The sequence below is a fragment of the Cupriavidus plantarum genome, assembly GCF_905397285.1.
GTDB lineage: Bacteria > Pseudomonadota > Gammaproteobacteria > Burkholderiales > Burkholderiaceae > Cupriavidus > Cupriavidus plantarum.
In genome coordinates, this window is the sequence record NZ_CAJPUX010000005.1 from 230,067 (window position 1) to 249,660 (window position 19,594).

Annotated in this window: 20 protein-coding genes; 12 read left to right on the plus strand and 8 right to left on the minus strand. The window is 66.1% G+C overall.

Going from position 1 to position 19,594, the window contains the following annotated elements:
• Positions 1 to 196 precede the first annotated feature (196 nt).
• Both KHP16_RS21070 and KHP16_RS21075 read left to right on the plus strand, forming a co-directional pair.
• Positions 197 to 532, plus strand: coding sequence for a hypothetical protein (locus KHP16_RS21070; protein ID WP_109583969.1), 336 nt, complete (start codon positions 197 to 199; stop codon positions 530 to 532).
• A 187-nt stretch (positions 533 to 719) separates the two neighbouring features.
• Positions 720 to 1,340 carry a TetR/AcrR family transcriptional regulator gene (locus tag KHP16_RS21075; RefSeq protein ID WP_211961055.1) on the plus strand — a complete coding sequence of 207 codons (621 nt, stop codon included), beginning with the start codon at positions 720 to 722 and terminating at the stop codon, positions 1,338 to 1,340.
• 23 nt (positions 1,341 to 1,363) lie between these two features.
• On the opposite strand, the gene xth is transcribed toward KHP16_RS21075, so the two are convergent.
• On the minus strand, positions 1,364 to 2,164 hold the full coding sequence (gene xth / locus KHP16_RS21080; RefSeq protein ID WP_211961056.1) for an exodeoxyribonuclease III: 801 nt from the start codon (positions 2,162 to 2,164) through the stop codon (positions 1,364 to 1,366).
• Positions 2,165 to 2,313: 149 nt separating this feature from the next.
• On the opposite strand from xth, the gene KHP16_RS21085 reads away from it, so the two are divergent.
• Both KHP16_RS21085 and KHP16_RS21090 read left to right on the plus strand, forming a co-directional pair.
• The gene (locus tag KHP16_RS21085; protein ID WP_211961057.1) at positions 2,314 to 4,743 is read left to right on the plus strand and encodes an ATP-dependent DNA helicase; all 2,430 of its coding nucleotides are present in this window, start codon (positions 2,314 to 2,316) and stop codon (positions 4,741 to 4,743) included.
• A 32-nt stretch (positions 4,744 to 4,775) separates the two neighbouring features.
• Positions 4,776 to 5,114 carry a thioredoxin family protein gene (locus KHP16_RS21090; protein WP_109583966.1) on the plus strand — a complete coding sequence of 113 codons (339 nt, stop codon included), beginning with the start codon at positions 4,776 to 4,778 and terminating at the stop codon, positions 5,112 to 5,114.
• Positions 5,115 to 5,169: 55 nt separating this feature from the next.
• Here KHP16_RS21090 and KHP16_RS21095 read toward each other — a convergent pair whose 3' ends face one another.
• Positions 5,170 to 6,054: a LysR family transcriptional regulator gene (locus tag KHP16_RS21095; protein WP_109583965.1), complete on the minus strand. Its 885-nt coding sequence runs from the start codon at positions 6,052 to 6,054 to the stop codon at positions 5,170 to 5,172.
• A 124-nt stretch (positions 6,055 to 6,178) separates the two neighbouring features.
• Between KHP16_RS21095 and KHP16_RS21100 the strand changes: the two genes are divergently transcribed.
• The gene (locus tag KHP16_RS21100; protein WP_211961058.1) at positions 6,179 to 7,618 is read left to right on the plus strand and encodes an aldehyde dehydrogenase family protein; all 1,440 of its coding nucleotides are present in this window, start codon (positions 6,179 to 6,181) and stop codon (positions 7,616 to 7,618) included.
• Between the two features lie 49 nt (positions 7,619 to 7,667).
• Here KHP16_RS21100 and KHP16_RS21105 read toward each other — a convergent pair whose 3' ends face one another.
• Complete coding sequence (locus KHP16_RS21105) at positions 7,668 to 8,141, minus strand: Lrp/AsnC family transcriptional regulator (protein WP_109583963.1); 474 nt, start codon at positions 8,139 to 8,141, stop codon at positions 7,668 to 7,670.
• Between the two features lie 258 nt (positions 8,142 to 8,399).
• Between KHP16_RS21105 and hppD the strand changes: the two genes are divergently transcribed.
• The 3 genes from hppD (at position 8,400) to KHP16_RS21120 (ending at position 11,616) form a co-directional block, all read left to right on the plus strand.
• Complete coding sequence (hppD, locus tag KHP16_RS21110) at positions 8,400 to 9,473, plus strand: 4-hydroxyphenylpyruvate dioxygenase (protein ID WP_109583962.1); 1,074 nt, start codon at positions 8,400 to 8,402, stop codon at positions 9,471 to 9,473.
• 157 nt (positions 9,474 to 9,630) lie between these two features.
• Entirely contained in the window at positions 9,631 to 10,827 is a 1,197-nt protein-coding gene (locus tag KHP16_RS21115; protein ID WP_109583961.1) for an amino acid aminotransferase, read from the plus strand.
• An 81-nt stretch (positions 10,828 to 10,908) separates the two neighbouring features.
• Positions 10,909 to 11,616 (plus strand): glutathione S-transferase N-terminal domain-containing protein, encoded by a 708-nt coding sequence (locus KHP16_RS21120; RefSeq protein ID WP_109583960.1) that lies wholly within the window; start codon positions 10,909 to 10,911, stop codon positions 11,614 to 11,616.
• Between the two features lie 14 nt (positions 11,617 to 11,630).
• Here the strand turns inward: KHP16_RS21120 and KHP16_RS21125 are convergent, their stop codons facing one another.
• Positions 11,631 to 12,293, minus strand: coding sequence for a TetR/AcrR family transcriptional regulator (locus tag KHP16_RS21125; protein WP_109583959.1), 663 nt, complete (start codon positions 12,291 to 12,293; stop codon positions 11,631 to 11,633).
• A 130-nt stretch (positions 12,294 to 12,423) separates the two neighbouring features.
• Positions 12,424 to 13,080 (minus strand): isochorismatase family protein, encoded by a 657-nt coding sequence (locus KHP16_RS21130; RefSeq protein WP_211961059.1) that lies wholly within the window; start codon positions 13,078 to 13,080, stop codon positions 12,424 to 12,426.
• Between the two features lie 138 nt (positions 13,081 to 13,218).
• On the opposite strand from KHP16_RS21130, the gene KHP16_RS21135 reads away from it, so the two are divergent.
• Positions 13,219 to 14,115 carry a LysR family transcriptional regulator gene (locus KHP16_RS21135; RefSeq protein WP_109583957.1) on the plus strand — a complete coding sequence of 299 codons (897 nt, stop codon included), beginning with the start codon at positions 13,219 to 13,221 and terminating at the stop codon, positions 14,113 to 14,115.
• A gap of 20 nt (positions 14,116 to 14,135) precedes the next feature.
• Here the strand turns inward: KHP16_RS21135 and KHP16_RS21140 are convergent, their stop codons facing one another.
• The gene (locus KHP16_RS21140; RefSeq protein WP_121492378.1) at positions 14,136 to 15,017 is read right to left on the minus strand and encodes an AraC family transcriptional regulator; all 882 of its coding nucleotides are present in this window, start codon (positions 15,015 to 15,017) and stop codon (positions 14,136 to 14,138) included.
• A gap of 107 nt (positions 15,018 to 15,124) precedes the next feature.
• On the opposite strand from KHP16_RS21140, the gene KHP16_RS21145 reads away from it, so the two are divergent.
• Together KHP16_RS21145 and KHP16_RS21150 are read left to right on the plus strand one after the other, a co-directional pair.
• A complete protein-coding gene (locus tag KHP16_RS21145) occupies positions 15,125 to 15,862 on the plus strand; it encodes an SDR family NAD(P)-dependent oxidoreductase (protein WP_211961060.1) in 738 nt (245 codons plus the stop codon).
• Between the two features lie 27 nt (positions 15,863 to 15,889).
• A complete protein-coding gene (locus KHP16_RS21150; protein WP_211961061.1) occupies positions 15,890 to 16,783 on the plus strand; it encodes a LysR substrate-binding domain-containing protein in 894 nt (297 codons plus the stop codon).
• Here the strand turns inward: KHP16_RS21150 and KHP16_RS21155 are convergent.
• Positions 16,780 to 17,514: a hypothetical protein gene (locus KHP16_RS21155; RefSeq protein WP_211961062.1), complete on the minus strand. Its 735-nt coding sequence runs from the start codon at positions 17,512 to 17,514 to the stop codon at positions 16,780 to 16,782. The two genes, KHP16_RS21150 and KHP16_RS21155, sit on opposite strands and share 4 nt — an antisense overlap.
• 190 nt (positions 17,515 to 17,704) lie before the next feature.
• Positions 17,705 to 18,136 carry a nucleoside diphosphate kinase regulator gene (rnk, locus tag KHP16_RS21160; protein ID WP_211961063.1) on the minus strand — a complete coding sequence of 144 codons (432 nt, stop codon included), beginning with the start codon at positions 18,134 to 18,136 and terminating at the stop codon, positions 17,705 to 17,707.
• A gap of 328 nt (positions 18,137 to 18,464) precedes the next feature.
• Here rnk and KHP16_RS21165 point away from each other — a divergent pair, with 328 nt between their 5' ends.
• Positions 18,465 to 19,532 carry a Bug family tripartite tricarboxylate transporter substrate binding protein gene (locus KHP16_RS21165; protein WP_109583951.1) on the plus strand — a complete coding sequence of 356 codons (1,068 nt, stop codon included), beginning with the start codon at positions 18,465 to 18,467 and terminating at the stop codon, positions 19,530 to 19,532.
• Positions 19,533 to 19,594: the final 62 nt, after the last annotated feature.

Sequence of the window (19,594 nt, forward strand, 5' to 3'; positions counted from 1 at the left end):
CAGATGGGCGCGCCAAATTAGAAGGGCTGCTCGAATTCTTTACCACAAAGTCCTTGCTTATCTATCTAGTAGTAGATATTCTTCGACTCATGGACGCCGCTGCAACAACACGAATCACCGCACCGGCCTTTTTTTTAGCGTCGTGAATCTATCTAGTAGTAGATAACATCGACGGAAAACGCATAAGGAGCCCATCATGAATGCCAAGACCATCCTCACCGCCGCCACGTTCGCTGTTGCCGCCGCCTTTGCTTCGGGCGCCGCACAAGCCCAGGACCCGGTGGACAGCACGCATGCCGGCGACCGCTATGGCTACAACTTCCGCGTGAACGATGCCCGCGACGTGTATTCGCAAGGCGCGCGCATCAGCAACCGCGACGGCTACACCGACGGTGCCCGCATCACCAACCGCGACGGCCTCGTGGCTGGGCTGGACCGTACGGGCGTATCGGCCGAGCCGCAACGTACCCGTGACGTCTACACCGACGGCGCGCGTACTCGCGATGTCTACACCGACGGCGCCCGCGCCTGAGCGCCGAAGCGCTCAAGGCATGAACCGGAGTTTCCAGATGAGTTGGCGTGACAGTGCCCTGATCGTGGGCGGATGGGTAGCGCTTTGCATGGCAAGCGGAGCGCTGCTCTCGCTCGTCGCGCGAACGCTATCGATTTGATCGGCGGCGTAGTAACAGGAGGGTCTATCCCGGCGATAGACAACCGTCATGAAAACAACGTCCGTACGCGACCAATTGCTGGCCCACACGCTGGTCCTGATCCAGCGCCGCGGATACAACGGATTCAGCTACCGTGACCTGGCGGAGCTCGTGGGCGTCAAGACGTCGAGCATTCACTACTACTTCCCGACCAAGGACGATCTGGTGCTGGAAGCGGTAAAGCTGTACACGGCATCCGTGTCAGATCGCATTCAGGCGATCGATCCGTCGCTGCCGCTGCCTGAACAGGCGAAACAGTTCCTGGAACCGTTGAACGCCACGATCGACCTCGGCAACGCGTGCCTCGCGGGCATGCTGTCGGCGGAAGTCGTGACGATGCCGGAGCCAGTGCGAGCGTTGCTGCAGGCCCACTTCCAGATGAACGAAGCGTGGCTGACGCGGCTGCTGCAACGCGCCGAAGAGGAACGCGGCTGCCCCGGCGCCGTGGCGCCCGAAGCGCTGGCGAAGGTGATCTATGGCGCCGTGCAGAACGGTGTGATCACGGCCCGGATGTCGGGCTCCAACGATCGCTTCGAGGCCGCCTGCGACATGCTGATCGGCGCGGTCTCCAGCGACCCGTCGGCCCACCATCGCGCGCCGCGCGGGGAGCGGGAAGCCATCCCGGCCTGAAGGTAACGCGGTAACGCGCGTTGTCATTTCCGCCTGGCCATGTCCAGCACGACCCACGTTGGCGCATGGTCGCTCGCGTGCGGCTCGCCGCGGACCCAGCGATCGACGCCGGCGTCCTTGAGCCGCGGCGCGAGGTCCGCGCTCAGCAGCAAATGATCGATCCGCAGGCCCGAGTTCGTTTGCCAGTGCTGCCGGAAATAATCCCAGAACGTATAGATCCGCTCCTCGGGATACCGCGCGCGTAGCGCGTCGGTCCAGCCCTGCGCGAGCAGGCGCCGGTAGCACTCACGCGACTCCGGCTGTAACAGCGCGTCCTTGAGCCACGAGCGCGTGTTGTAGATGTCCTCGTCCGTCGGCACCACGTTATAGTCGCCCGCCAGCACGACCGGATGACCGCTGTCGAACAGACCCTTCGCATGGCGGATCAGCCGTTCGAACCACGCGAGCTTGTAGTCGAACTTGGGTCCCGGCTGCGGATTGCCGTTCGGCAGATACAGGCATGCGACGAGCACCCCCTGCACCGCGGCTTCGAGGTAGCGGCTCTGCGTATCGTCCTCGGCGCCCGGCAGGCCGCGGCGCGCTTCGATCGGATCGGTATCGCGCGCAAGAATGGCGACGCCGTTCCATGACTTCTGGCCATGCCAGATCGCGCCATATCCAGCGGCGTGAATCTCGTCGATCGGAAAACCCGAGTCGATGGTCTTCAGTTCCTGCAGGCAGACGACGTCAGGCGCCTCGCGTTCCAGCCAGGCAAGCAATGCGGGCAGCCGGGTGCGGATACCGTTGATATTGAACGTCGCGATCTTGAGCGTCTTCTTCTTCATGAGACCTATGGTAGACAACGAGTGGGGAATTGCCCGTTCTGCCTGCAAGATCCTTTCCCGGCGGCGGCCGCACACTGTATATTCATACAGTTTCCCGCGACCTGACCGTTTTGCCCCCTTCCGTTTTGCCCGAGCCCGACCTTTCCCCGATGCCCGCCGCCGGGACACCCCCCATCGAGGTACCGCCGCGCTACACCATCGCGGTGCGTACGCTGTGCGAGTTCACGGCCAAGGCTGGCGACCTCGACCTGCGGTTCACGCCTTCGCCCACGGCGCAGGAAGGCGTGGCCGGCCATGGCGTGGTAACGCGCCGGCGCGGCGGGGACTATCGCGCGGAAGTGGCGCTCAGCATGGACTTCGAGGGGCTGCGCGTGCGCGGGCGGGCCGACGGCTACGACCGCGCGGCCAACCGGCTCGAGGAGATCAAGACCGTGCGCGGGGAAGGCGCCGTGGTCCCCGACAACCATCGCGCGCTCCACTGGGCGCAAGCCAAAACCTACGCGTGGATGTTATGCGCGCAGGAAAATCTTGCAGAGATCGACGTCGCGCTCGTCTATTTCGACATCCTCAGCCAGCAAGAGCGGGTGGAGTGCGAGCGCTTCGACGCCGCCACGCTGCGGGCGACCTTCGAGGGCCATTGCCGCGTGTTTCTGGCGTGGGCCGAGCAGGAAATCGCGCACCGGTCGGCCCGCGACGCTGGCCTCGCCACGCTGCCCTTCCCGCACGACGGCTTTCGGCCCGGTCAACGCACGCTCGCCGAGTCCGTCTACAAGGCCAACGCCTCGGGCCGCACACTCCTGACGCAGGCGCCGACGGGCATCGGCAAGTCGATTGGCACGGTGTTCCCCGCGCTCAAGGCCATGCCGGGACAGCAAATCGACAAACTGTTCTTCCTGTCCGCGCGCTCGACGGGCCGCGCCGTGGCGCTCGGCGCGACGGCGCGGCTCACGCGTGCCGAAGGCGCGCCGCTGCGCGTGATCGAGCTCGTCGCGCGCGACAAGGCGTGCGAGCATCCGGACCTGGCGTGCCACGGTGCCTCCTGTCCGCTCGCGCGCAGTTTCTACGACCGGCTGCCTGCCGCCCGCGAGGCCGCGAGGGGGACGCTCGAGCATGCCCAGCGGCTCGATCGCGAGGCGCTGCGGGAGATCGCGCGGACGCACGCGGTGTGCCCCTATTTTCTCGCGCAGGAAATGGTGCGCTGGAGCGACGTCGTGGTCGCCGACTACAACTATTTCTTCGATCGCAACGCGATGCTGTACGCGCTGACCGTCGTCAACGGGTGGCGCGTGAGCGTGCTCGTCGATGAGGCGCACAACCTCGTCGAGCGGGCACGCGCGATGTACACCGCGGAGCTCGATCCCATTGCGTTCCGTACCATGCGCAAGACGGCGCCCAAGGCGCTGGCCAGGCCGATCGAGCGCGTCAACCGCCAATGGCGCGCGCTCGCGGCGCGGACCGATGCGGCTTACGAGGTGTGCGAGACCGCGCCGGCCGCGTTCGTGGATGCGCTGACGCAATGCTGTGCCGCGATCCTCGAGCAGATGAGCGCCAACGGTCCCGCGCAGCATCGCCATGACGCGGAGCTCGAGCGCTTCTACTTCGATGCCTTGCAGTTCGTGCGGATGGCCGAGCAGATCGAGGAACATGGCGGCAGGCATTCGTTGTTCGACGTCACGCGGCGCCCCGCTCACGGAGGAAGCCATCGCGTCCAGCGCGGCGTGGATGCAGTGCCCTGCGTTCGCAATCTGCTGCCGGCGCCGTTCCTGCGCGCTCGCTTTGCGGGGGCCCATTCGACCACGCTGTTCTCGGCGACGTTGCAGCCCGTGGACTACTACACGGATATGCTCGGCCTGCCCGCGCGTACCGCGTGGGTCGAGGTGCCCTCGCCGTTCCGCGCGGAGCAGCTCGACGTCCATATCGCCACGCGTATCTCCACGCGCTATCGCGACCGCGACCGCACGCTGCCCGCACTCGTGCAGTTGATGGGCGAGCAATACGCGGCGCGTCCCGGCAACTACCTCGCGTTCTTCAGCAGCCACGATTACCTGCAGCGCGCGGCGGAAGCGTTCGCGCGCAGCTATCCGGACGTGCCCTGCCGCCTGCAGGCACGCGGCATGGACGAAGCGGGCCAGGCCGCGTTCATCGACGGCTTCGTCGAAGGCGGCTGCGGCATCGGTTTCGCGGTGCTCGGCGGCAGTTTTTCGGAAGGCGTCGATCTGCCGGGCGATCGATTGATCGGCGCATTCGTCGCCACGCTGGGGCTGCCGCAGGTCAACCCCGTCAACGAGCAGTTGCGCGAGCGCATGGAGCAGGTGTTCGGCCGCGGCTATGCATATGCCTACCTGTATCCGGGATTGCGCAAGGTGGTGCAGGCCGCCGGCCGCGTGATCCGGACGGACGACGACCGCGGCGTGGTATGGCTGATCGACGATCGCTTTGCGGACGCGGAAATTCTTGCACTCTTGCCCACGTGGTGGCGGCCCGCGCCGGTCGCGGCACGACGCGAAACTTCGCGGCACAATGCGGCTCAGCATCAACCGCAATCCGGGCAGGATGCCGCTGGCGCGATTTTCGCTTAAGCATTTTCCGCGAGACCAGGAGACCCCTACCGATGAGCATGACCAAGACCTTCGCCGCCACGGAGCCGGCGCGTGCCGACATCGACGCGCTGTCCGGCGCCACGCTGCTCGAGTTCGGCGCGCCGTGGTGCGGCTTCTGCATGCGCGCGCAGCCGCTGATCGAGACCGCGTTCGCGGCGCATCCGTCGATTCGTCACGTGAAGATCGAGGATGGCAGCGGTCGTCCGCTCGGCCGCTCGTTCCGCGTCAAGCTCTGGCCCACACTGGTGTTCCTGCGGGACGGGCAGGAGGTCGCGCGGCTCGTGCGGCCGACCGATGCCAAGGAGGTCGCCGACGCGATGGCGAGCATCGATCCGCCGTCGGCCGGTTGATCCCGGCGGGCGACGATCCGGCGCGCGACAAAATCCGGCGCGCGACAATCGCCGCTCAGGATTCCCGCATCAACGCCACGAGCGCGCGCAGGCCCGCCGGGATGTTGCGGCGGCTCGGGTAGTACAGGCAAAGCCTGCCGTATGACGGCGTCCAGTCGTCGAGCACGCGCACGAGGCGGCCCGCCTCGATGTCGGCGCGGGCATTCCACTCGCTGAGGTACGCCAGGCACTCGCCGTCGCGCACGGCGGCCGTCATCAGCGTTGCGTCGTCGAGCGTGATGGGGCCGGGGACGTCCACTTCGAGCATCTCGCCGTGACGGGTGAACTCCCACCGGTAGATCGCGCCGCTGGCCATGCGCGCGCGGATGCAGCGATGCTTCAGCAGATCCATCGGGGTCTGCGGGGTTGGATGCTTCTCGAAATAGGCGGGCGTGCCAACTACCACCATGCGCTGATCGGGCCCGAACGGAATGGCCACCATGTCCTGCGGGACGGCTTCCAGCAGCCGGATGCCCGCGTCGAAGCCCGCCACGACGATATCGATCAGCCGCCCTTCGGTCACCACATCCAGCTGCATCTGCGGATAACGCCGCCCAAACTCGAGAAATATCGGCAATGCCTGCCGCGCCGCGCCTGCCGAGGTATTGATGCGCAGCGTGCCGCGCGGCGTCTCGCCGTAGGTCCCCGCCTGCGTAAGCGCGTCGCGGATCGAGGCCAGCGCGGGCGCTACGTTTTCCACGAACTGGGCGCCCGCCTCCGATAGCGCCACGCTGCGCGTGGTCCGGTTGAACAAGCGCACGCCAATGCGCCCTTCCAGCGCGGCGATGCCGTGCGACAGCGCGGACGTCGACACGCCCAATTCGACCGCCGCCGCGCGAAAGCTCTTGTGCCGCGCCACCGCGAGCACCGCCTCGAGTTCCTGCAAGCCGCTGGTCTGCATGACGCCTCCAATTATCCCGATTCATTCAACGATTCGTTCGACATTGTATGGCTAGACGCGTCAATGGTGCGGTCCTACATTCGTAGCAAGCCCACTTTCGATTGCACACCGATCGCACCCCATCATGCACACCATCGACAAGATCTACATCAACGGCGCCTTCGTCACCCCGCACGGCGAGGAATGGTTCGACCTCTACAACCCCGCCACCGAGCAGACCATCGGCCGCGTGCGGCTTGCCGACGAAGCCGACGCCAACGCGGCCATCGCCGCGGCCAGGGCCGCACTGCCGCGCATCGCCAGCGCGAGCCGCGAGGAGCGCCTCGCGTGGCTCTCGCGCATGGAGACCGCCGTGCGCAAGCGCGAGGCGGAACTGTTCGACGCCGTCATCGAGGAATACGGCGCGCCCGTCAGCCGCGCGCGCTGGATGGTCGACTACGCCGCCGACGTCATCGCCCACACCGCCGATGTCTTGCGCGACTACCCGTTCACGCGGCGCGCGGGCACCGCGGAAGTCACGATGACGCCGGTCGGCGTCGCGGGCCTCATCACGCCATGGAACGCCAACGCGAGCTTCATCACGGGCAAGCTCGCCACCGCGCTGGCTGCGGGCTGCCCCGCCGTCATCAAGCCCAGCGAGATGAGCGCGCTGCAAACCCGCATCGTGACGGAGGCCCTGCACGAGGCCGGGCTGCCCCCGGGCGCGTTCCATATCGTGACGGGCCGCGGCGATGTCGTCGGCGCGGCCATCACCGCCCACGCGGACGTAGCCAAGATCTCTTTCACGGGTTCCACGGCAGTAGGCAAGGCCATCGTGCGCGCCGGCGCGGACACGCTCAAGCGCGTGACGCTCGAGCTTGGCGGCAAGTCGCCGACGATCGTCCTCGACGATGCGGACTTCGCGAAGGTCGTACCGATGGCGCTGCAGGCGGGCTTCATGAACAGTGGACAGGCCTGCATCGCGGGGACGCGCATCCTCGTGCCCGAGGCGCGCAAGGAGGAATTCGAGGCGCACGTCCGCGACGCCATCCACCAGTTTCCGGCCGGCCTGCCGTCCGATCCGGCCACCGCGATCGGACCGATGGTGAGCCAGCGGCAGTGGGAGCGCGTGCAGCGCTACATCGCGCTTGGCCTCGAGCAAGGCGCGCGGCTCGTCGCCGGCGGGCCCGGACGCCCCGATGGCCTGTCGGCAGGCTGGTTCGTGCGGCCCACGGTATTCACCGACGTGCGCAACGACATGACGATCGCGCGCGAGGAGATCTTCGGACCGGTACTGTCGATCCTGACGTATCGCGACGAGAACGAGGCCATCGCCATCGCCAACGACACCACCTATGGGCTGTCGGCGTATGTGATGGGGGCCGATGGCGAGCGCGCGCGCCGTCATGCCGCCCGCATCGCCGCGCGCATCGAATCGGGCCGCGTGCTCGTGAACACGCTCGCGCACGAGCCGAAGGCTCCGTTCGGCGGCTTCAAGCAGTCGGGCCTCGGACGCGAGTACGGCACGTTCGGCCTCGAGGCCTTCCTTGAACCGAAGTCCACGCTCGGCGTGTTTGCCGATTGAGGGTGCCGATCGAGGGTGCCGATCGAGGGTGCCTATTGAGGGAAAGCGATCAGGTCTCGAGCGGCATGGCGCTCGTGCACTTGATCTCGTCGAGGCACACGCTCGACTTCACGCCGCTCACGCCAGGGATGCGCATCAGCGTATCGAGCAGGAAGTCCGATAATGACTTGAGGTCTCGCGCGACGACCTTGAGCACGTAGTCGATATCGCCCGTGACGGAAAAGCACTCCTGGATCTGCGCGAGTTCGGCCACGAGGCCCTTGAACTTCGACAGGTCCCGGATGTGCCCGCGCTCCATCGTCACGTGGATGAAGGCGGTCACGCCAAACCCAAGCGCGGCGCTATCGAGCCGCGCCTCGTATCGCTTGATGATGCCGGCTTCCTCGAGCCGCCGATGCCGGCGCAGCGTCTGCGCCGGCGACAGGCTGATGGCCTCGGCCAGTTCGAGGTTGGATGCGCGTCCATGTTCCTGCAGCACGCCCAGCAGGCGCCGGTCCGTCCGATCGAGCTCCGGATTCTGCACGTCGATTTCTCCTCATCGTATTTTTACGAAATTTCCTCTCACAAACTAGGGTTTCCCTTGGCGCGTTACGAAATCCTATTTTGCGGGCGCGAATATACACTCGAATCGTTCACCGCTGGCAGGGATGGCGCACCGATGTTGGGAATATCGCATCTTTTTGCCGGTCGGACGACTCCGTATTGACGCGATCCCTGCAATATCCGGGCCTGACACCCGCAATAAAATTTCCCCATGACAGACCTCTCCTCGCAAACGCCCATGGCCGACCTCTTTGACAACCCGATGCAGCTGATGGGATTCGAGTTCGTCGAATTCGCGTCGCCGATGCCGAACGTCCTCGAGCCGCTGTTCGAGAAAATGGGTTTCACGCTCGTGGCGCGCCATCGCTCGAAGGATGTGGTGCTCTATCGCCAGGGTGACGTGAATTTCATCGTGAACCGCGAGCCCAACAGCCAGGCGGCGTACTTCGCGGCCGAGCATGGCCCGAGCGCGTGCGGCATGGCATTTCGCGTAAAGGATTCGCACAAGGCGTACGCGCGCGCGCTGGAACTCGGCGCGCAGCCGGTGGAGATTCCGACGGGGCCGATGGAGCTGCGCCTGCCCGCGATCAAGGGGATCGGCGGCGCGCCGCTGTATCTGATCGACCGGTTCGAGGACGGCAAGTCCATCTATGACATCGACTTCGAGTTCATCGAAGGCGTCGATCGCCGCCCCGAAGGCCACGGCCTGCGCGTGATCGACCACCTGACGCACAACGTCTATCGCGGCCGCATGAGCTACTGGGCGAATTTCTATGAACGCCTGTTCAACTTCCGCGAGATTCGCTACTTCGACATCCAGGGCGAGTACACGGGCCTGACGTCGAAGGCGATGACGGCGCCGGACGGCCGCATCCGCATTCCGCTCAACGAGGAATCGTCGAAGGGCAGCGGCCAGATCGAGGAATTCCTGATGGCCTTCAATGGCGAGGGCATCCAGCACATCGCCTTCCTGACCGACAACCTGATCGATGTCATCGACCGCCTGCAGATGTCTGGCGTCGAACTGATGACCGCGCCGAACGACTATTACTACGAAGCGCTGGAAACGCGCCTTCCCGGCCATGGCCAGCCCGTGGACCAGCTCAAGGCGCGCGGCATCCTGCTCGACGGCACCACCGCGGACGGCAAGCCGCGCCTGCTGCTTCAGATCTTCTCGAAGACCGTGCTAGGCCCGGTGTTCTTCGAGTACATCCAGCGCAGCGGCGATGAAGGCTTCGGCGAAGGCAACTTCAAGGCGCTGTTCGAGTCGCTCGAACGCGACCAGATCGCCCGCGGCACCCTGAAAGTCTGAACGGGTCTGCACGGTTTTTCCGCGATGGCCCCCGCGCGAGACGGCGCGAGGGGAGCCATCGCACCCGTTCTTGGCGTAAGCTATCGGTTTTGGCGGCGGCCCCAGGCCCCGCCCGCGCTCCCCCAACTACCTGCCAAGCCATCCGGTCATCCATCCCATGTTCCAACATATCGAGGCCTTTCCGGGCGACCCCATCCTTTCGCTCAACGAAGACTTCCAGCAGGACCCGCGCACCAACAAGGTCAACCTGAGCATCGGCATCTACTTCGATGACGATGGCCGCCTGCCGGTCATGAAGGCCGTGGCCGAAGCGGAAGCCGCGCTGCTGGCCGACATGGGTCCGCGACCGTACCTGCCGATGTCCGGCATGGCCGCCTACCGTCAGGCCGTGCAGGCGCTGGTGTTCGGCGAGGACAACCCTGCGCGCGTGGATGGGCGGATCGCCACGCTGCAGACGCTCGGCGGCTCGGGCGCGCTGCGCGTGGGCGCCGATTTCCTCAAGCGCTACTTTCCCAATACCGAGCTGTGGCTCAGCGACCCGAGCTGGGAAAACCACCGTGTGGTGTTCGAGCGCGCGGGCTTCAAGGTCAACAGCTACCCGTACTACGATCCCGCAACCGGCGGCCTGAAGTTCGACGAGATGCTCGCCGCGATCCAGCAGATTCCGCAGGGCGGCATCGTGCTGCTGCATGCGTGCTGCCACAACCCGACCGGCGTCGATCTGAACAACGAGCAGTGGCTCCAGGTCATCGATGTGGTGAAGCAGCGCAAGCTGCTGCCGTTCGTCGATATGGCCTATCAGGGCTTTGGTTCGAACCTCGACGACGACGCGTTCGTCGTGCGCGAACTCGCGCGCCAGGGCGTGCCGGCGCTGGTCGCGAATTCGTTCTCGAAGAACTTCTCGCTGTATGGCGAGCGTTGTGGCGGCCTCAGCGTGATCTGCCAGAGCGCCGATGAAGCAGGCCGCGTGCTCGGTCAGCTGACCGGCGCGGTGCGCGCCAACTACAGCAACCCGCCGACGCACGGCGCGCGCGTGGTCGCGCGCGTGCTGACCTCGCCGGAACTGCGCGCGAGCTGGCAGCAGGAACTCGCCACGATGTGCGACCGCATCGCGCGCATGCGGCAGGCTATTCACGATCAGCTGCGCGAGCACGTGACCGGCGAGAAGCTGTCGCGCTACATCAAGCAGCGCGGCATGTTCACGTACACCGGTCTGACCGCCGACCAGGTGGACCGCCTCAAGAACGAACACGGCGTCTATCTGCTGCGCTCGGGCCGCATGTGCGTGGCGGGTCTGAACGAACGCAATGTCGGCGTGGTCGCCAATGCGATCGGGCAGGTCCTGAAGGGTTAAGCGCACGTCAGCAGACGCGTGCGGATGGGGGTACCATTTCGGCCATTCCCATTTCTTATCCCCCATTCGCACGGAGTGTTCATGGCTTCAACACTGGCGTCGTTCCCGGTTCACGACAAGTGGCCCGCCTCGCATCCCGACCGTCTGCAGCTCTATTCGCTGCCAACGCCCAACGGCATCAAGGTGTCGCTGATGCTCGAAGAGACCGGTCTGCCGTACGAGCCGCATGCCGTGCGCTTCGACAGCAACGACCAGCTCTCGCCCCAGTTCCTCTCGCTCAATCCGAACAACAAGATCCCGGCGATCGTCGATCCCGACGGTCCCGGCGGCAAGCCGCTCGCGCTGTTCGAATCGGGCGCGATCCTGATCTATCTGGCCGAGAAGACCGGCAAGTTCATGTCGGCCGATCCCGCCACGCGCTACGAGACCATCCAGTGGGTGATGTTCCAGATGGGCGGCATCGGCCCGATGTTCGGCCAGCTTGGGTTCTTCCACAAGTTCGCCGGCAAGGACTACGAGGACAAGCGTCCGCGCGACCGCTACGTGGCGGAGTCGAAGCGGCTGCTCGGCGTGCTCAACGAACGCCTGAAGGGCCGCGCGTGGATCATGGGCGACGACTACACGATCGCCGACATGGCGACGTTCCCATGGGTGCGCAATCTCGTGGGCTTCTATGAGGCGGGCGATATCGTCGGCATCGCGGACTTTCCCGAAGTCACGCGCGTGCTCGAGGCCTTCGTGGCGCGGCCCGCCGTGCAGCGCGCGGTGAATATCCCCAGCCGCGACTGATTCAGCGCAACGCGCTACGGCCGGGCGACGATCAGGTCGATGGCGGCTGTCACCAGCGAATCGATCTGCGCGGCGTCTGGGCGCTCGCCCGTGGCCAGCGTCCGGTGCAGGATGCCGGCGATGACCATGCTGTGAAACAACTGCGCGGCGCCCGCGGGCGCCGCGTTGAGTTTGACCCCTGCCGCCTGCTGCCGGGACAGATAGGCGGCAATGTACTGGCACGTGGCCATCGGCCCGCGTGCATACCAGGCCCGCCCTGCCTCGGGAAACCTGCGCGCTTCCGCGACGACCAGCCGGAGGAACGCCAGGTGGCTCTCCTCCAATAGCGACTCCAGCGACCGCAGCGCGAGGTCCCGCAAACCGTCGGCCGTACTGCTGCGCGACGGCTCCAGCGTCTCGACGCTCGCGACGAAGCGATCGCAAAGCGCTTCCACGACGGCGGTGAACAGGCCGTCCTTGCCACCGAAGTAACTGTAGACGTTGGTCTTCGACCCGCCGCACACCTTGACGATCTCGTCGAGGCTTACGCCGTCGTAGCCGCGCGCAAGGAACAACGCCGCCGCCGTGTCGAGGATCGCCGCGCGCTTGGCTTCTCCGCGACGCGTAATGCGGGCGGGCTTGTCCGCCGGGGCGGGCGGTTGATGCGCGGGCGGCGTTGACGTTCGGGGCGCTTTCACGAAGGGGCCGGGTGGTCGGGAGACCCGGCAGTCTACCAAATGCGATCGCGCACCCGCTTTCCCACGCCACGAGGTCGTACCGTACTGCGGTACCGTACGCAACGTACCGTACCATACGGTACGGTTTGCGCTATACTTCTTGCGTGGGCGGTAGCGGCGTGTTCAGCAACTGCTGTTCCCAGAGGTAGGCGATCCCGCTGCCGGCCGCGTGCGCCTTGAGGATGTCAGTCAGCGGGCCAGCCGTTGCCTCGCGTGCCCAGTCGCGTTGCCATTCGGCGGCGAGGGCTAGCCACGTCATCATGTTGACGCCGCCGGCGATCATGCGCTGGACGGCGACATTGTGTGCCTCGACCGATGTCCCGCCCGACGCATCGGTAATGACGGTCGTGTCCCAGCCGTCGCCGGCTGCCTGCAGTGCCGGCATGGCGACGCAGACTTCGGTCCACAGGCCCGCGATGATCAACTGCTTGCGGCCCGTTGCCTTGACCCGCTCGACGACGCTTGAGTCTTCCCACGTGTTGATGAAGGTGCGGTCGATGACCTCCTGGCCCGGAAATACGTCGGTGATCTGCGGAAAGATGAAGCCGCCGCGCGCGGCGATGACACTCGTCAGGATGGTGGGGACGCCGAATGCCTTGGCCGCCTTGGCCAGCGCGGTCGCGTTGTTCACGACCATCTGCGGATCATGGCTGTTCAGGTTGGTGAGTTGATACGGCTGATGATCGATGAGGACGAGAACGGAGTCTTCGGGGCGGAGGAGCGAGTCGAGGCCATTGCGAAAGGTCATAGGGGATCTCTTGTGAAAGAAGCTCGGTTCAAGGGAAGGACATGCGTTGCTTGCCCTTGGTTTTGATAGTGACATCGCACATTCCGCGACGGTAGACCGCCCCGTCGGGACACTGTGTCGCACATTCCGGAACACGGTATGGACATCGAGGACCTCAGGACATTTGTGGACGTGGCCGACGCTGGCGGCATCACCTCCGCCGCGCGCCGGCTTGGCGTGTCGAAGTCGATCGTCAGCCGGCGACTGGCACGACTCGAGGACGATCTCGGCGTGATGTTGTTGTCGCGAAACACGCGCGGCGCTGCGTTGACGGAAGCCGGCGCGACGTTTCGCGACCATGCGGCAAAGGCCTGCACGGAAATCGACCTGGCGAAGGAGGCCATGCTGCCGGCGGGCGAATTGCGCGGGCGCCTGCGGATCGCGGCGCCGCTTTCGTTCGGTCCGACACACTTTGCGCCCGTGTTCGCGGAGCTTGCGAAGGCGCATCCGCGCCTCCATGTGCATGCGAGCTACAGCGATCGTGTCGTCGACATCGTGGCCGAAGGATACGACTGCGCGATCCGTCTTGGATACCTGCAGGACTCCAATCTGATCGCGCGCCGCGTCGGGCCGATACTGGGCAAGCTCGTGGCCAGTCCCGGATACATCGCGGTGCACGGCATGCCCGAGCGGCCGGAAGACATTCTCTCGCACGAGGCGATCATGCAGGGCACGGAGACGTGGCAGTTCCTCGATGGGGACAAGGTCGCGATGGTGCGGCCGCAGGGGCGGTTCAAGGGCGACAATGGCACCGCGCTGGTCTCCGCCGCCCTGGCGGGTATCGGCATCGCCATGCTTCCCGAGGGACTCGTCCAGGGCCATATCGCCTCGGGCGCGCTCGTGGAGATCATGCAGCGCCATCCCGTTCGGCCCGCTGGCATCTTCGTGGTGCGTCCTCCTGGCCAGCATCCCACACGGAAAGTCCGGGCGCTCACCGAACTGCTGATCGCATGCTTCGCCGACACCTCGCCACGCGAGTTCCGCCGAGCCCGATAGCTCCGCGCCAGGCCGCGGCCTCAGCGTTGCGCCTCGGTGACGGGGGGACTGCCGAACATGCGCTTGTACTCGCGGCTGAATTGAGACGCGCTCTGGTAGCCCACCTCGTACGCGACGCGCGAGACATTGGTGCTGCCCGCGGCAAGGAGCTTGCGCGCTTCCATCAGGCGCACGCGACGCTGGAAGGCAAGGGGGCTGTATCCCGTGACGGCCTTGAAGTGCCTGTGGAACGAGGTCACGCTCATTCCCGCGGTGGCCGCCAGCTCCGCCACGGTGACCGTGGCGTCGTTGTTCGCGCCCAGCCAGTCCGCGGCCGCCTTGATCTGCCGCACGCGGCCGTCGCGCTGGACGATCTGGCGGAGCGTATCGCCCATCGAACTCTGCAGAAGCCGATAGTAGAGCTCGGTCTCGTAATGCGGGGCGAGCACGTTAATGTCCTCGGGCGTTTTCACCAGCCCGACGAATCGCGTGAACACCTCGCCGACCGGGCCATTCAGGTCCCCCGCCGCCACCGCGCACGTCCAGCTGGCTTCGCGCGCGGGCATCTCGAGCGCGACGCGGGACAGCCTGTCGATATCGAGGTGGAGGCTGACGCCCACGTAGGGCGCGTGCGGGGTCGCGCCCGTCAGCTGATGGCTATAGGGCAGGCCGAAGGAGGATGCCGCGCACGTCCCCGCCGCGAGTTCGAATCGGTTGGCCCCCATGGTCAGCACTTTGGTGCCACGCACGACGGCGTAGAACATCGGCTCGAATACCGCCGCGGTCTGCGGCGTGGCATGCGAACTCGACCACACCGTCAATCTCGGCACGGGCGTCGCGCGTCCGACCGGGCCCGGCAGCGCGGCGACGTATGCATCGACATCGTTGAGGAGGCGGCGGACCGCGCGCTCGGCATCATTCATATCCGACGAATCTCGCTTGGTAGGATCAGGCAAATATATGGTGTTATCGGGAATGCCGCCCGCGCCACGCTCGCCCTACTATCTCGCCGACACGAAAGGAGAACGAGATGATCGATCTGAATGGAAAGCGGGCATTGGTCACTGGCGCGTCGCGCGGCATCGGTGCGGCGATTGCGCTGGCGTTGGCCGAGAACGGTGCCGATGTCGCGTTCACGTACCAGCATTCGGCGGAGAAGGCAGAGGCGGTGGCCAAACGCATCGAAAGCGTGGGGCGCCGCGCCATTGCCATAGAGGCGGACAGCGCGGACCCCGGGGCGATCGCACGCGCCGTCAACCGGGCCGCCGACGTCCTCGGCGGCATCGATATCCTCGTCAACAGCGCGGCGATCGGCAACGCCGGCACGATCGCCGACATGGACATGGGCCATTACCAGGCCCTGATGGACATCAACGTGCGGGCGCCCGTGCTGTATGCGAAAGCCGTGATGCCCCACCTTGGCGAAGGCGGCCGCATCGTGACGATCGGCTCGGTGCTGGGAGAGCGCGTCCCGTTCCCCGGTGTCACGGCCTACGCCATGTCGAAGGCGGCCCTCAACGCATTGACGCGAGGCCTGTCCCGCGAACTCGGTCCGCGCGGCATCACCGTGAATCTCGTGCAGCCCGGCCCGACGGATACGGACGCCAATCCGGCGGATGGCGCGGCCGATTTCCAGCGAAGCCTGACGTCGCTGGGACGTTATGCCGAACCGCGTGAGATCGCCAGCGCGGTCGTCTTTCTGGCAAGCCCCGCCGCGAGCATGATTACCGGCGCCATCCTCACGGCCGACGGAGGCGCCATCGCCTGAGCGACATGATGACGAGTGGGAACGATCATGGATGACCTGAACGACCTGTATTACTTCGTCAAGGTCGTCGACCACGGTGGCTTCACGCAAGCCGGGCTTGCGTTGAATATGCCGAAATCCAGCCTGAGCCGTCGTATCTCGACGCTCGAAGCGAGGTATCAGGTTCGATTGCTGCAACGTTCGACGCGGCATTTTTCCGTCACGGAAACGGGACAGGAATTCTATGAGCGCTGTGTGGGCGTGCTCCTCGAAGTCGATGCGGCGCGCGAGGTAATGGAACGCGAGCGGTCCGAACCCGAGGGCATCGTCCGCATGAGCTGTCCCACGGCGCTGCTCGGCTATCGCGTCGCGGAGCTCGTGGCGCAGTTCATGGTCGAGTATCCCAATGTCAGCGTGCATCTGGAGGCCACGAATCGGCGCGTGGACGTCCTCGCGGAGCGGCTGGATCTGGCGTTGCGGGTCCGCTTTCCGCCGCTCGACGACAGTGGCCTGTTCATGCGCATGCTGTCCGGCAGCCCACAGCGGCTCGTCGCATCGCCATCGTTGCTCAAGCGGCATGGCGTCCCCGGCCATCCGGATGCGCTGGCCGGTCTGCCGAGCCTCGACTGGGGACCGGCTCGCCAGCATGCGTGGCAACTCGTCGGTCCGGATGGCAAGGAAGCCGAGGTGCCGCACCGCCCGCGATACGTTACCGATGACATGCATGCGTTGCGGGTCGCCGCGCAGGCTGGTGTCGGCATCGTGCAATTGCCGCAGCGGGTTGCCGACGACGCGCTGCGGGAGGGCACGCTCGTCGACGTGCTGTCCGGCTGGCAGCCGAGGAGCGCCATCATTCATGCGGTGTTCCCTTCCCGAAGGGGCTTGCTGCCTAAGGTCCGCGTACTGATCGATTATCTCGCGGCGCGCATCCAGCAGGATTAGCGGTCCCACACGAGCGTCAGCCACGGCTGCCCGCCAGTGGCACCGCGCGTGGCGTCGCCGAGCACCATGTGCGCGCCATGGACGCGCATGATGGCGCCGAGCAGCGCCACATCGGGCGACGTCGCGATCGCCGAGGCCACGCCCGCTCGCGGGTCATGTTTGCCGAGGCTGTGGAACGCGACACGCGCGCGCGTGTCCGTCGTGTCCAGATCGATTTCCATGGCGCCATGCCATGCGGACGCGGTGACGTGGATGCTGCGGAGCAGGACTTCCCGAAGCTGCCAGGCGTTGCCACGGATGTGGACGGGTTCTCGTGGCAGTTCGAGCGACAGCGCGATGTTGGCGAACGCCGCCTCCGCGGCGACGTCCTGAAGCATCGAACGAAGATCGAACGTCGTCGGCGGCACGGGCCGTGGGACGTGCTGCGCGAGCACGCCCAGCAACGCGCGCAGCAGGCGCGCATGCATGGCGAGGTCGGACAGGCACGCCCGCGCATCGTCGAGGGCGTCATCGCTAACATCGGCGTCAGCGCCAACGTCAGCACCAACTTTGGCGCCAACGTCAGCACCAACTTCGGCGCGACCGGCGCGATCGAGCCATCGCAGTCCGGCCGCGGACAGCAAAGACAGCGACGTCATCACGGGCACCGTGTCGTGCACCAGGGACAGCGCGAGTTCGCGGCTGACTCCGTTATCGGGGCTCGCAGCGCAGCGAATCGCGTCGCCGGTCATAGAGGGTTCCCATGGAAATTGGATCGTGCATCGCACATTACTACGCGTCAAAGGGCGCGAGTAGATCCAATAATGGGCGTCTGAGTTCCATGAGAGGAACACCGTGGCCGTCCGTCATGCGGCGATGCGCTCCGTGAAGAACGGATAGGGTGCCTCACGCGCCCGGCAGCGGAACGCTGAGGGGGGGCGCTCATACGGTGTACTGGCCGTTTGCTTCGGGCTGGTAGGTGATGGCCGTCACGACGATTTCCTGCGTGCGGCCATCCGGTTGCCGGAACTGCACGGCCGCGCCCGCGCGCGCGCCGAGTATGGCGCTGCCGGCGGGCGACAGCACCGAGACGCGGCCCGCGTCGTAGTCGGCGGCGTCCGGATAGACGAGGGTCCATTCGCGCGGCGTTTCACCCTGCTTGTCGTCGCCTTCCAGCTTGCAGAGGAAGCGCGAGTTCATCGTGACGATGTCGTGCGGAATCTCTTGCGGCTCGACGATGACGGCGCGCTCCAGCAGTTGGTCTAGCATCTCGGGCATATGCGGCACCCCGCCGCGCGCGGCCAGACGCTCCAGGCGGACGACGTCGAGTTCGGTGAGGTAGAGGGTCGGGGCGGGTTGTTGGGTCGGGGACATGGGATCTCCTGCAAACGAGGTTCAAGCGGCGGCGGACCGCACCGTGGCGGTGGCGGTGGCTGGGACGGATGGCGGTGGCCCGGTCCGGACCAGCCCTGTGAGGGATCAGTACCGGTACCGGGCTCGGGCAAGCGGAGCCTTGCCCTGCAGAAGATGAGACGCCTCGGCGCGCGCGCGGGCCGACGGCGTTCGCGCGGGGCGAACGGCGGGTGTCGGCAGCGGTTGAACAGCGCGCATGAGGCAGAAAAATAAGGGTAAGCGAGGGATTCGGGCCGGCGGCACTGCGAAGCACAATGCATGGTCATGCTAGCACAAGGAGAGGCCCTTCATGACGAGCCATCGCCGCCCCGGCATCAACCAGTCAGCGCAACGCGGGCGGTTCCGCCGATTCGCGCGGCACGCACGCGTTTCGCCGTCGTCCCTGACCCGGATCGTCCCGCTGCTGTCGATACTGTCGCTGCTGTCGCTGTGGTCACAACCCGCGGCCCACGCCGACACGTTCGCCTCGAAGCCCGTGCGATGGATCGTCCCCTACCCCGCCGGCGGCGGCGCCGATTTCCTCGCGCGCGCCGTAGGTCAGGGGCTGTCCACGCGCATCGGCCAGCCCGTCGTCGTCGAGAACAAGCCCGGCGCCAACACGGCGATCGGCGCCGCCGAAACCGCCCGCGCGCCGGCCGATGGCTATACGGTGCTGTCCGCCGACAACGGCACGATGGTGTTCAATCCCGCGCTTTACAAGTCGCTGTCCTATAGCCCGACGAAGGACCTCGCGCCGGTCACGCTGATCGGCCGCTTTCCGATGATCCTCGTCGTGGGTCCCGCCACGCGCGCCACCACCGCGCAGGCATTCATCGCCGAGGCAAAAGCGAAGCCCGGCGGATTCAACTACGCGTCCGCGGGCGCGGGCAGCCCGCATCATCTGGCGATGGAATTGCTCAAGGTGGAAGCGGGCCTGACGCTCACGCATGCGCCGTATCGTGGCGCCGCGCCCGCATTGGCCGACGTGGCCGCGGGACAGGTACCCGCGATGATGGTGGACTATGCCGCCGGTGCGGGCTTCATCAAGGGCGGCAAGGTGCGCGCGCTCGCCGTGGCCAACGCCAGGCGGCTGCCGCAATTGCCGGAGGTGCCAACGTTCGCGGAACTCGGCTACCGGAACGTCGAGGCCGCGGCGCTGAATGGCATGGTGGTGCCGGCCGCGACGCCGCCGGAGGTCATCGCCACGCTGAACCGCCACGTGGTGGCGGCCATTCGCGATCCGGAGATCCACCGGCGTCTCGTCGACTTCGGCGTGGAGCCCGTGGGCAATACGCCGGAGCAGTTTGCCGAGCTGCTGCGCACGGAAACGGCGCGCTGGACGCGGCTGATCCGCGAGCTCGATATCCATCTGGATTGATGGCGCGTCCTACGCCGCTGTAGGACATCGCCGCAATGGCACGCATCCTGCACGTTTCCGTT